Raw genomic sequence first — 12,324 nt, 5'->3', positions numbered from 1 at the left:
ACCTCCAGTTTACGACGCCGGGATTCCTAGCGTCGGACGATTGACCTCAAGAGCCTCAATGCTACCGACAGTGAGGCCATGTCGTCGGCCTCGAGCGCGTTGACCTCATCAAACATGCTCTTCGCCCTGCCCAGTTGCTCGGCATTCTGCCCCTCCCACTTGGTCAGCCGGTTCTCCGCAGAGTCCTCGGACCCCGTCGACTCAAGCACCGCCGTCGTCATGTCCGAAACAGTGGAATACAGATCATCGCGCAGCGCGGCGCGCGCCAGCGCCTGCCACCTGTCCTGGCGCGGCAGGTTGGTGATCCGTTCCAGCAAGGCGTCTGCGTGGAAACGGTTGAACACTGTGTAGTAGACCGACGCAATCTCTTCCACCGGCTCCTTACGCGCATGCACGATTTTGGCGATGTCCAGCAGGACGAAGCTCTCAAAGAGCTCCGCCCACCGGACGCCAAGGTCTTCCGGAAGTTCCCACCCGCGGGCCTTCTCCAGCCAGCCGGCCACCCGCTCGCGGTCTTCGCCCCGGAGGTAGTCCAGCAGCCGGCCGCGCATCGGATCCAGGAGCGGCTTGAACTCGGCCACCGTCTCGGCGATGGGACGTGAGCTACCGCCCTGGGCCAGCAGCCACCGGACCGCACGGTCCAGGATGCGGCGGATGTCCAGGTGGACCGCACTCCAGTGCTCGGTGGGGAACGACGCCGGCAGGCTGTTCAGTTCGTCCACCATGACGTTCAGTTCGAAGATCTCCCGGAGCGCCACGAAAGCCTTGGCCACGGCAACTTCCGTGGCCGAGGTTTCCTCCATGGTCCGGAAGGCGAACGTGATGCCGCCCAGGTTGATCATGTCGTTGGCCACCACCGTGGCAATGATCTCGCGCCGCAGCGGATGAGTGTCCAGTTCAGCGTCGAACCGTTCGCGCAGCTGCGCCGGGAAGTAGGCACGCAGCGTGGCTCGGAACCACGGATCGTCGGCCAGGTCGCTTGTACGCAGTGCCGTCGCGAGCTCGATCTTCGCATAGGCCGCCAGCACCGACAGCTCCGGCGACGTCAGCCCCTGGCCCTGGCCCAGCCGTTCCTGCAGCGTCTCCGTGCTTGGCAGCGCCTCCAGGTCACGCTTCAGGTCAGCGGAATTCTCCAGCCAGTCCATCAGGCGCTCATAGCTGGGACTCCACTCGGCCACGCGCATCCGGTCATTGAGGAGCAGGATGTTCTGGTCCACATTGTCCTCAAGGACCAGCCGCCCCACCTCGTCCGTCATGGCAGCGAGGAAGCCTGCGCGTTCCTCCGCCGACAGCTTGCCGTTGGCCACCATCCGGTCCACGAAGATCTTGATGTTGACCTCATGGTCAGAGCAGTCCACACCGGCAGAGTTGTCGATCGCGTCGGTGTTCAGGATGACCCCCTGCAGGGCTGCTTCAATGCGGCCGTGCTGGGTCATGCCCAGGTTTCCGCCTTCGCCCACCACCTTGACGCGCAGGTCTCGGCCGTCCACGCGGATGGCGTCGTTCGCCTTGTCGCCCACGGACGCGTTGGTCTCCATGCTGGCCTTGACGTACGTCCCGATGCCGCCGTTGTAGAGCAGGTCGGCGGGGGCGAGCAGGATGGCCCGGAGGAGCTCCGGCGGGCTCAATTCGGTGGTCGCGGCGGGCAGCCCCAGCGCGGCCCGCACCTGCGGCGAGACCGGAATGGACTTCACGTGACGGGCGTACACCCCGCCGCCTTCGCTGATGAGGGATTTGTCGTAGTCGTCCCACGAGGACCGCGGCAACTCGAACAGTCTCTGCCGTTCCACAAACGACGTTTCCGCGTCCGGCGCGGGGTCCAGGAAGATGTGCCGGTGGTCGAACGCGGCGACGAGCCGGATGTGCCGGGTCAGCAGCATGCCGTTGCCGAACACATCCCCTGACATGTCACCCACGCCCACCACAGTGAACGGCTGGGACTGGGTGTCCACGTCCAACTCGCTGAAGTGGCGTTTGACCGACTCCCAGGCCCCGCGGGCCGTGATGCCCATGGCCTTGTGGTCATAGCCCACCGAACCGCCGGAGGCAAACGCGTCACCGAGCCAGAAACCGTATTCAGCCGCCAGCCCGTTGGCGATGTCCGAGAACGTGGCCGTTCCCTTGTCCGCCGCCACCACAAGGTAGGAATCGTCGTCGTCGTGCCTGACAACGTCCGACGGCGGCACGACCGTTTCAGCCCCATCCACCGTGACGAGGTTGTCCGTGAGGTCGAGCAGGCCACGGATGAACGTCCTGTAGCTTTCGGTGCCCTCGGCAAGCCAGGCTGCGCGGTCCGCGGCGGGGTCAGGGAGCCGCTTCGCAAAGAAGCCGCCCTTGGCCCCGGTAGGAACAATCACCGCGTTCTTGACGGTCTGTGCCTTCACCAGGCCGAGGATCTCCGTCCGGAAGTCCTCGCGGCGGTCAGACCAGCGCAGGCCGCCACGTGCCACCTTGCCGAAGCGCAGGTGCACACCCTCCACCTGCGGGGAATACACCCAGATCTCGAACATCGGCCGGGGGAACGGCAGCCCTTCAATCCGGGCGGGATCGAGTTTGAAGCTCAGGTGCGGCTTGTACTGGTAGTAGTTGGTGCGGAGGGTTGCCTCGATCAGGTTGGCGAACGTGCGCAGGACACGGTCGGCGTCGAGCGTTGCCACCTCCTCAATGGCGGCGGCAAGTTCCGCACGGACCCTCCCCTGGGCAGCAGGCCGCGCGTCGTTGGACAACGCAGGATCAAACCGGGCAGCAAACAAGGCCGTGAGAGCTTTGGTGACCTCAGGATTGGCGAGCAGGGTATCCGCCATAAAGCCCACCGAGTTGGTGTTGCCCATTTGCCGCATGTACCGCGCATAAGCCCTCAGCACAGTGATTTGGCGCCAATGCATCCCTTCCCGCAGCACCAGCCGGTCAAAGCTGTCCGACTCCACAGCGCCGGTGACTGCAGCGCCGAAGGAGTCGCCCAGCAGCTCGCCGGTTGCCACCGGATCGACGCCGGGCGGGTACTTCAGTCCGAGGTCATAGAGGAAGAAATCGCGGCGGTCAGCGGTCTCGATTTCAAAGGGCCGCTCATCCAGCACTTCGAGCCCCAGGTTGTGGAAGAACGGCAGGATCTGGCTCAGGCTCTTCGGCTCAAGCATGTACAGCTTGACGCGGGCGTCCTCTTCGAGGTTATCGCCGGCCCCCTCGGGGAGGTAGACGTGGACTCCCGGCCGTTCCTGCCGGGCGCCGGCAATCCGCTCCGCTTCCGCCCCGTATTTCTCGAACCGGGCGATGTCCTCCAGTGCGTCCTCTACCTCGTAATCCACCCGGTAGCCGGCGGGGAATGCCTCGGACCATATAGCGGCGAGCTCCGTCGCATTCCTGTCAGCCCCGCCGTCGCGCAGTACTTCGGTTATGCCTTCACTCCAGGAGCGGGCCGCGCGGACCAGACGGCGTTCGAGCTCTTCAGCGTTGACGTGGCTGAGCTCGGCATTCTTGGGCAAACGGATCCGGTAGAAGAGCCGGGCGAGGGCGGACTCAGTCATCCTGGCCTCATAGTCAATGCTCTCCGCCTGGAACGTGGACCGCAGTTCCTCCTCGATGCGGAGCCGGACGTTGGTGGTGTACCGGTCACGCGGCAAGTAGATCACCGCGGACATAAAGCGGCCATAAATGTCCGGGCGCAGGAACAACCGGGTGCGCCGGCGCTCCTGCAGCCGCTGAATACCGGCCGCCGTGGCCGCCAGGTCCTCGATTTCGATCTGGAACAGTTCGTCACGGGGATAGGTTTCCAGGATCCCCAATAGGTCCTTGCCTGAATGGGAATCCGGCGGGAAACCTGCACTGCCCAACACCGCGTCAACCTTCTCGCGCACAATGGGGATGTTCCGGACCGAGCCGGCATAAGCGCTGGTGGCGAACAGGCCGATAAAGCGGCGCTCGCCGTTGACGTTGCCTGCCGCGTCAAAACTTTTGACGCCGATGTAGTCCAGGTAGGCGGGACGGTGGACGGTGGACCGGGAGTTCGCTTTGGTGATCACCAACGCGCGCTTCTCCCGGGCCTTCCGCCGGCCGGCGTCGGTCAGGTGCTGGAGATGCGGGGCACCTGCTTTCGCGCGGAGCAGACCAAGCCCGCTGTCTTCGCGCAGTTCCAGCACATCTTCGCCGTCCACGTTCACAAGGTCGTACTCGCGGTAGCCCAGGAAGGTGAAGTTGCCGTCGTCGAGCCACCGCAGCAGATCCTGCGCCTGCCGCAGTTCGGCGATCTGGGACGGGTTGGCCACCTGGTCCAGGGTCGAGGCGATTTGCATCGCCTTGTTACGCATCTTCGGCCAGTCTTCGACGGCGGCGCGCACGTCTGCCAGGATCCGCTCCAGACCCTCCAGCAGGGACGCCTGGGCTTCTTCGGGGACGCGATTGATCCCCACGGCAATCCACGACTCCATGTGGGAGGTGTTTTCGCCCTGGGCGATGAGATGGGACATGAGGGGCATCGCGGCGGTGTCGCCGCTGGAGATCCCGATGTGCGATGGTACCCGGTCCACTTTGACCAGCTCCCCGGTTTCCCTGTTCCGGGTGACCACAAAGAGCGGGTGCAGGACAAGGCGAATGGCAGCTTTTTGGCCGACAAGCTCGGCGTTGACCGAATCCACCAGGAAAGGCATGTCATCTGTGACGATGTAGACGACGCTGCCGTCCTCTTCGTCGACGAGGGAAACTTTCGCCTGGCCCGGCCGCCGGTTGCCGGCGACGTGGCGGTGAGTTTCCGCGCGGGTGGCGAGCACGTCCTGGGAGTAGCTCCGGGCATCCTCTTCAGCAAGGTGTTGATAATAGTCCCCCAGGAATCCCTCCCGGTCTCCAATTGCTACGGACTGATCCTCCACGCTGGATCCAGACGACATCAACAAACGCCTCCATCACAAAAATTGACGCTGCACCGTTGCAGCTCCTACGGCGAGCCTAACCCTTTACCCCATGCCGCGAGGTGGAAGAAAACACAGAGGATTTGGCCTTTCGCTGGACAGGTGCACAAACCAATTCGGCGATTGCCCGTCTTAGCATGGAATCCGGGGCTGCTTCGAGGAGTAACGAGCCGCCCAGCAGTGCCGCGTCAGCTGCGGTGTTGTCTGCCGGCAGGAAGGCACCCACCCCCGACGACGGGCCATACCGTTCCCAGGCGTCCTTCAGCTGGCGTTCCGGCGATCTGCCAACGGCCGATGCCCGGACCTTATTCATCACCACCACTGGCGACGCGTGCGGCACCGCCAATTCGAGCTCCGCGAGTGCGCGGACCAGCCGCGGGACGCCCACCGGGTCGGCGGCCCCGACGGCGAAAACGGTGTCCGCCAGTTCCAGGCTCCGTAGGGTCGCCGCGTTCCTGCGCGGCGCCATCGTGTCGAAGCTGAGTTCTTCATCGGCCTCCAGGCAGAAGCCGGTATCCACCACCACGACGTCTGCAAGCTCCTTTGCGCGGTCCAGGACGAGGGCCAGGGCTGCTGCCCGGAGTTCGGTCCATCTGTCTGCCCGGGTGATCCCGGTCAGAACGCGGAACGTCCCCAGCTTGGTGCTGACCGGCGTGGTCACCTTGAGGAGTGCTGCGGCGTCCAGCACCCCCTGGTCCGCCAGCCTGCAGGCCTGCGCGATACCTGCTGATTCGTCCAGCAGGCCCAGCACGGCCGCGATGCTTGCCCCGTAGCTGTCCGCATCAATGAGCAGGACGGACTTCCCTTCCGCTGCCAGCTCCCCCGCGATGTTGGCAGCAACGAACGTGCGGCCTGGCGAGCCGGCGGGACCCCAGACGGCAATGATCCTGCCGGCCCCGGATGCCTGTGGCACGTCAGCGGGTGCGGCGGCGAGCGGGCGCAGCGCGGCACCCGGATCAGCCAATGCGCTCCCGGACGTGGACTCAGGCGCGGTTCCGGTCAGCTGGGCAACAACGTCGGCAATCCTGCCGGCCAAAGTGGCCGATTCAACGCCGGTCAGGGCTGAGGCGACGCCGATCCCGCGGAGCCTTGCGGCCTCTTCAGCGTCATCCGTAAGGGCAATGATCGCCACGCCTACCGCGCCGAGCCGGTCAACCAGGGACGCCGTCAGGCCCTCGGAGCCGTCCGCCACCACCGCTGCCCGCGCCAGCCCGCCTTGGCAGGCGGCCAGCAGTTCGGTCAGCTCGGCGCAGCGCCGGACCACGGTGACCGGACCGTGGAGCCCCTCCAGGCCGCCGACGATGTCCTCCTGGGCCTGGCCGACAGTAACTACGGGGATGCTCATGACGTCCCACCGCCTGGGTTCCACACAACGGAAATCTTGGCCTGGTTGGCCTGCGCTCCAAGAATGGCCGGCATCTGGCTGTCAGCAACGAGGACCATCAGCACCGTGCTGCGGGAGGACCCCAGGGCGGTGGACGCGGCAGTCACCTGGGCAATTTCCGCCCTGGGCAGGAGCAACTTCGGCTCACTGAAACCGTTCCGGGCATCGGGCAAGGCCACCCAGACGTCCACCCGGGTACCGGCCACTACCTGCAGGGGCAGGGGTTCGTCAATCGTCACGGCCACGGGCTTTCGGTCCAGCGCGTCTGTTCCGGCCAGGCTTTCCTTGGGCACCAACTGGCTCTTGCCGATCCTTTGGACCGCAACCAGGCCCTCGGGCAGTCCCGCCTCCACGGTGACGTAGTGCTCTTCCGTATCACCCAGTCGGACCCTGGCCCGGACCACGTTGTCCGTTGTCAGCTTTTCTCCCACCGCAATGGTGTCCCGGGCTGCGTACACCTCAGTGGTCTGGTCTGCACTGCTGACCAGCGAGATCACCCCCACCACGGAGGCCAGCACCAACAGCACCCCCACCAGCAGCCGTGGATCCTTCCAGGACGGGCGCTTCAGCCTGGCTCCTGCGGTTCCTGCATCGTGGCTCATGCTTTGTCTCCCCCTAGCTCCGAGCATGGAGCTGCTGCCCCCGGACACCTCATTGTTACGGCAAGGACCCCGGAACGAAAGTCAAAAGACCAAATAACATCAAACTGTGGATAACCCCACCAGATGGCATCACAAGTGGCAAAATGATTGCATGCCCAGATTCCTCACCCTCGCCGACGTTGCTGAACAACTCCAGATCAACTCACCGGCGGCCTATGCGCTGGTCCGCAGCGGGGAGCTCAAAGCCATCCAGGTGGGTGGCCGCGGCCAGTGGCGTGTTGAGGAGAAGATGCTGGAGGAGTACATCGCGGAGCGTTACGCCGAGGCCAGCCGCATGATCCAGGAAGCCAAGGCCAAGCACGCCTGAGCCTGGTACGCTTCGGCCTTAACGCGGCCGCTTCCGCCACCGCCCACCCGCCCGCTGAGTTTTTGTCCAGATAATCGCCTCAAGCGGGCCCGAAAATCCGATTATCTGGACAAAAACTCCGGCCGGGGGCTACAGGGCTCCGGCGCTCCACGACCGGATCGCACCCAGCGCCGCAAAGGGAATGGTGGCGACCTGCCGGACCTGTGCTGCCCGCCGGGCCTCGCCCGGGCTGACCAGCGCCAGGTCCATAAAGTCACTGCCCACCCGGTCGATGACACCCGTCAGCCCAACGTCCTCGGCCTGCACGTGCCGGATGAGGACCGCAACCCCCGCCCGGTCGCGCGCCAGGCCGCGCAAGGCGTGCGCCAGCCCGATCCGCGCCCGCACCTGCGAGGGCTCAGCCATCGAGATCCGTCCCAGGCCGCCATAGCGGGCCACGGCGCCGTAAGGAACCAGGACCTGGTGCCGGCCCTCGTCCAGGACCAGCGCGTCAGCTCCCGCATGGCTAAGTTTGCCCTCGAAGGTCCGCCCACACACCAGGTGAACAGCTACCTGGCTCCCAAGGCCGCCCCGCAGCCTGTCAGCGAGGACAACGGACGCGGCTTCCACCCTGGCCCGCTCCGAGATCTCGGCTTCGACCGCCAGCTTCCCGTCCTCGGCAAACTGTGCCTCCATGTCATTGAACAGTGCATCCCAGCGCATGGGCCCAAGCGTAGGGTGCGGCCCTGTGGCGGTCAATTCACCAATAAATTCCTTCCAGTCTCTGGACAAATTAAGGATAACTGAGTCAAACTGATGCTAGATGGATCAAACAACATCAAACTGCATCAAAAACCCCAAGGGACATCATGCCTGTTGCCACAGCACGCGGCCTTCGCACAGATGCTTTTATGGCCGTCGCCATCCTGCTACTGGGATCCTTCCTTTGCTTGGCAGGCCTGGGCCTGTTGGACCGGTGGCAGATCTCGGCAGGCCGACGGCAAGCGCCCGGGATCGACGACCTGCTGGGGGCCTTGGCGGTGGCGGCGGGGCTGGCCATCGTGGCGTGGTGGATCCTTTCCGTCCTGCTGGCCGTAGGGGTTGCCATCCTGGCCCGCTGTGGCAGTGCTCGAGCCGCCGACCGGGCCGGCAAATATTGCCCGGCCTTCATGCGGCGCCTCGCTGTGGCGGCTCTTTCAGTGCAGCTGCTTGCAGCCCCGATGGCCCAGGCCACTGAACCGCCGGCGGGACCTGCCTGGGTACCAACCCAGGAAGTTGCCGTCCAGGCCCGGTGGTCCCCCACGGAGTTGCAGCCCGGCCCGCAAATATCGGGCCGGCCGTCGCAGGCCGTGGACGTGGCCTTACAACCGCCGATCACAGCAGCGCCGGCAGGACGAACGCCCGTTGTTGACGGGCCAGGCACGGAGTCCCCGGCCCCCGGGGTTACGCCGCCTGCGGTCCGGCCCGACTGGCGGCCCAGCGCGCCGGTGGCCGATCCTGGCCTGCTGGCGGCCCAGCCCGTCCGGTCAGCCGAAGACACACCCCCCGCCGGTCATGACGTCACGGTGCTGGCCGGCGACACACTCTGGGACATTGCTGCGCATCAGTTGGGACCAACCGCTTCGGATGTAGATGTCGCCTTGCACTGGCCCCGCTGGTACGAGGCCAACAAGGCCCAGATCGGCGAAAACCCGCATGTCCTGCTGCCCGGCCAGATCCTGAAAGCACCGTCCAGGGCCTAGCCGACCTTCCGACATTCATCAGCACACAACCAAGGGGAATCACATGAACGCAGTTACGCCAATCCGCTCAGCACGGGCCAACGGAGTTCCAGCGGCCGCAGTCCGCCAGCTGCCCTTACGGCCGGACGTCGCGCCGGGCACGCCGGGCCAGCCCCTCAGGGCAGCGGATGAGAATGCCGAAGTCCTCGCCATCACCCGCAGTACTGTGCAGGCCGCCATGGAAGTCCTTGCCGGAATCCGGCCCATCCACCAGCTGGCGCGCCGTCTGGATCCCCGCTGCCTGGCGGTGTTGCAGCACCGTGCCGCGCTGATCCGCCGCGAACAGGCCCGCTCCGCCTCACCTGCCCTTGCCCGGCTCCACAAGAATTCCGTGGTGCGCTCGGTCCGTGCGTGCGAGGTCTCCCCCGGTATTTACGAGGCAAGTGCAGTGGTGCTTGACGATGTCCGCGCACGGGCCGTGGCGGTCCGGCTTGAACGGGGCAACCAGGCCTGGCGTGTGACTGAATTCGTAGTTGGCTGAAGCAGATGCCTGCGGAAGCAGGAAGTGCCCGGAGCTGATGCTCCGGGCACTTCCTGTCAGACATCGCACTGAGGTCAGCGGCGCTTCTTTTTCGCCTGGCGCTTGGCGGTGTCCTGACCTGCAGCCTTTGCCGGGTTGCCGGACCGGGACGAGGCCCGAGCCTCCACCCGGGTCTGGGATGCGCCGTCCTCGCCAGGGGCCGTGTACTGCAGCTGGGCCGGCTTCTCCGGCGCTTCCAGGCCGGCGGCGCGGATCTGCGGCTCGACGTGCTCGGTGTGGCCTCCGGCAGCATCGGCCACAACAACGTCCTGTGCCGGAGTGACTTCAACCTCCAGGTTGAACAGGAAGCCTACGCTCTCTTCGCGGATGGCCTCCATCATGGCCTGGAACATGGTGAAGCCCTCGCGCTGGTATTCCACCAGCGGGTCGCGCTGGGCCATGGCACGCAGGCCGATGCCTTCCTTGAGGTAGTCCATCTCGTAGAGGTGTTCCTGCCACTTTCGCCCGATGACGGAAAGCACCACCCGGCGTTCAAGCTCGCGCATGCTTTCGGAGCCGATGGCCTCTTCGCGGGACTGGTAGACCAGGCGGGCGTCAGAAAGCAGCTCCTCCTTGAGCATTTCAACGGTGAGCCGCGACTTTCCGCCGGCTTCCTCGATGATCTCGTCCGGCGTGACACTGACCGGGTACAGCGTCTTCAGGTTGGTCCACAGCTGTGTGTAGTCCCAGTCGTCGCCGTTGCCCTCGGCGGTGGCCGAGTCGATCAGCGCCATGATGGTGTCCTCCACGAAGAACTGGACCTTCTCGTGCAGGTCATCGCCTTCCAGGATCCGGCGCCGGTCACCGTAGATGGCTTCGCGCTGCCGGTTCAGGACGTCGTCGTACTTCAGCACGTTCTTGCGCTGCTCGGCGTTACGGCCCTCAACCTGGCCCTGCGCAGATGCGATGGCCCGCGAGACGAGCTTTGACTCCAACGCCACGTCGTCCGGCACGGAGCTGTTCATCAGCCGTTCGGCAGCACCTGAGTTGAAGAGCCGCATCAGGTCGTCGGTCAGCGAAAGGTAGAAGCGAGACTCACCCGGATCGCCCTGGCGGCCGGAGCGGCCCCGGAGCTGGTTGTCGATGCGCCGGGACTCGTGCCGCTCTGTTCCCAGCACGTACAGCCCGCCGGTGTTCAACACTTCCTCGTGCTCGTCCTTGACGGCCTGTTTGGCCGCTTCCAGGGCGGCCGGCCATGCGGCCTCGTACTCTTCGGAATTTTCTTCGGGATCCAGCCCGCGCTTGGCCAGTTCGGCCACGGCCGTGAACTCGGCGTTGCCGCCCAGCATAATGTCGGTGCCGCGGCCTGCCATGTTGGTAGCCACCGTGACAGCACCCTTGCGCCCGGCCTGCGCCACGATGGCCGCTTCACGCGCGTGGTTCTTGGCGTTCAGGACCTCGTGCCGGATGCCTTCCGTGGCCAGCAGCCGGGACAGGTACTCGCTCTTCTCAACGCTGGTGGTGCCCACGAGGACCGGCTGGCCCTTTTCATGGCGCTCGGCGATATCCTGCACCACGGCGTCGAACTTGACTGTCTCGTTCTTGTAGACGAGGTCCGCCTGGTCGAGGCGCTGCATGTCCCGGTTGGTGGGGATAGCCACCACACCCAGCTTGTACGTGCTCATGAATTCGGCGGCCTCGGTCTCGGCCGTACCGGTCATGCCTGCCAGCTTGGAATACATACGGAAGTAGTTCTGGAGGGTCACCGTGGCCAGGGTCTGGTTTTCGGCCTTGATCTCCACGGCTTCCTTGGCCTCGATGGCTTGGTGCATGCCTTCGTTATAACGGCGCCCGGCCAGGATACGGCCGGTGTGCTCGTCAACAATGAGGACTTCGCCGTCGAGGATGACGTAATCCTTGTCGCGCTTGAAGAGTTCCTTGGCCTTGATGGCGTTGTTCAGGAAGCCTATCAGTGGAGTATTCGCGGACTCGTAGAGGTTCTGGATGCCCAGGTAGTCCTCCACCTTTTCGATGCCGCTCTCCAGGACACCGACGGTGCGCTTCTTTTCGTCCGTCTCGTAGTCTTCCCCCAGCTTCAGGCGCTGGACCACCTTGGCAAATTCGCTGTACCAGCGGTTCGTGTCGCCCTGGGCAGGACCGGAAATGATCAGCGGCGTGCGGGCCTCATCGATGAGGATGGAGTCCACTTCATCCACGACGGCGAAGTGGTGGCCGCGCTGGACCAGTTCTGATTTGTCCCACGCCATGTTGTCGCGCAGGTAGTCAAAGCCAAATTCGTTGTTGGTGCCGTAGGTGATGTCCGCGGCGTACATCTGCCGGCGCACAGAGGGATCCTGGTTGGAAAGGATACAGCCGCTGGTCAGGCCGAGGAAACGATAAACGCGGCCCATAAGGTCGGACTGATACTCGGCAAGGTAGTCGTTCACGGTGATCACGTGGACGCCGTTGCCGGTGAGGGCGTTGAGGTAGGCGGGAGCGGTGGCCACGAGGGTCTTGCCTTCACCGGTCTTCATTTCGGCGATATTGCCCAGGTGGAGGGCCGCACCACCCATGAGCTGAACGTCAAAGTGGCGCATCCCCAAGGTTCGCGACGACGCCTCACGCACGGCAGCAAAGGCCTCGGGGAGGAGATCGTCCAGCTGCTCCCCGTCCTGGTGGCGGGCGCGGAGGCGGTCGGTCTCCTCGCGGAGCTCGGCGTCGGTAAAGGTTTGGAACGATTCTTCGAGAGCATTGATGGAGTCGGCATAGTTCCGAAGTTGCCGCAGGGTTTTTTTGTCACCCGTACGGAGAAGTTTTTCGATAAGTGATGCCACGTGAAGATACTCCCAG

General features: G+C 64.8%; 8 protein-coding genes. 3 read left to right on the top strand and 5 right to left on the bottom strand.

Annotated features, from left to right (window positions below; translation table 11 throughout):
- Positions 1-26 precede the first annotated feature (26 nt).
- The 3 genes from ABIB45_RS00595 to ABIB45_RS00585 are packed head-to-tail and all read right to left on the bottom strand — an operon-like array spanning position 27 to position 6,887.
- Positions 27-4,880 carry an NAD-glutamate dehydrogenase gene (locus tag ABIB45_RS00595; RefSeq protein ID WP_354213945.1) on the bottom strand — a complete coding sequence of 1,618 codons (4,854 nt, stop codon included), beginning with the start codon at positions 4,878-4,880 and terminating at the stop codon, positions 27-29.
- A 58-nt stretch (positions 4,881-4,938) separates the two neighbouring features.
- The gene (locus tag ABIB45_RS00590; protein ID WP_354213944.1) at positions 4,939-6,246 is read right to left on the bottom strand and encodes a CpaE/TadZ family protein; all 1,308 of its coding nucleotides are present in this window, start codon (positions 6,244-6,246) and stop codon (positions 4,939-4,941) included.
- Positions 6,243-6,887, bottom strand: a complete 645-nt coding sequence (locus ABIB45_RS00585; protein ID WP_354213942.1) for a hypothetical protein — start codon at positions 6,885-6,887, stop codon at positions 6,243-6,245. The genes ABIB45_RS00590 and ABIB45_RS00585 overlap by 4 nt, the downstream gene beginning before the upstream one ends.
- A 151-nt stretch (positions 6,888-7,038) precedes the next feature.
- On the opposite strand from ABIB45_RS00585, the gene ABIB45_RS00580 reads away from it, so the two are divergent.
- A complete protein-coding gene (locus ABIB45_RS00580) occupies positions 7,039-7,254 on the top strand; it encodes a helix-turn-helix domain-containing protein (RefSeq protein ID WP_354213940.1) in 216 nt (71 codons plus the stop codon).
- Between the two features lie 129 nt (positions 7,255-7,383).
- Here the strand turns inward: ABIB45_RS00580 and ABIB45_RS00575 are convergent, their stop codons facing one another.
- Positions 7,384-7,956, bottom strand: a complete 573-nt coding sequence (locus ABIB45_RS00575; RefSeq protein ID WP_354213939.1) for a hypothetical protein — start codon at positions 7,954-7,956, stop codon at positions 7,384-7,386.
- 146 nt (positions 7,957-8,102) lie between these two features.
- Between ABIB45_RS00575 and ABIB45_RS00570 the strand changes: the two genes are divergently transcribed.
- Together ABIB45_RS00570 and ABIB45_RS00565 are read left to right on the top strand one after the other, a co-directional pair.
- Positions 8,103-8,975, top strand: a complete 873-nt coding sequence (locus ABIB45_RS00570; protein WP_354213938.1) for a LysM peptidoglycan-binding domain-containing protein — start codon at positions 8,103-8,105, stop codon at positions 8,973-8,975.
- 43 nt (positions 8,976-9,018) lie between these two features.
- Entirely contained in the window at positions 9,019-9,495 is a 477-nt protein-coding gene (locus ABIB45_RS00565; RefSeq protein WP_354213937.1) for an Rv3235 family protein, read from the top strand.
- 74 nt (positions 9,496-9,569) lie between these two features.
- Here ABIB45_RS00565 and secA read toward each other — a convergent pair whose 3' ends face one another.
- On the bottom strand, positions 9,570-12,308 hold the full coding sequence (gene secA / locus ABIB45_RS00560) for a preprotein translocase subunit SecA (protein ID WP_354213935.1): 2,739 nt from the start codon (positions 12,306-12,308) through the stop codon (positions 9,570-9,572).
- Positions 12,309-12,324 lie beyond the last annotated feature (16 nt).

The sequence above is a fragment of the Arthrobacter sp. UYCo732 genome (assembly GCF_040547265.1).
Classification (GTDB): Bacteria; Actinomycetota; Actinomycetes; order Actinomycetales; family Micrococcaceae; genus Arthrobacter.
Note: the sequence above shows the minus strand (reverse complement) of the source record. Positions and strands in the feature narration are given on the sequence as shown.

Coding starts and splice junctions, on each gene's coding strand:
- ABIB45_RS00595 (WP_354213945.1), bottom strand. CDS start 4,880: ATGTCGTCTGGATCCAGCGTGGAGGATCAGTCCGTAGCAATTGGAGAC.
- ABIB45_RS00590 (WP_354213944.1), bottom strand. CDS start 6,246: ATGAGCATCCCCGTAGTTACTGTCGGCCAGGCCCAGGAGGACATCGTC.
- ABIB45_RS00585 (WP_354213942.1), bottom strand. CDS start 6,887: ATGAGCCACGATGCAGGAACCGCAGGAGCCAGGCTGAAGCGCCCGTCC.
- ABIB45_RS00580 (WP_354213940.1), top strand. CDS start 7,039: ATGCCCAGATTCCTCACCCTCGCCGACGTTGCTGAACAACTCCAGATC.
- ABIB45_RS00575 (WP_354213939.1), bottom strand. CDS start 7,956: ATGCGCTGGGATGCACTGTTCAATGACATGGAGGCACAGTTTGCCGAG.
- ABIB45_RS00570 (WP_354213938.1), top strand. CDS start 8,103: ATGCCTGTTGCCACAGCACGCGGCCTTCGCACAGATGCTTTTATGGCC.
- ABIB45_RS00565 (WP_354213937.1), top strand. CDS start 9,019: ATGAACGCAGTTACGCCAATCCGCTCAGCACGGGCCAACGGAGTTCCA.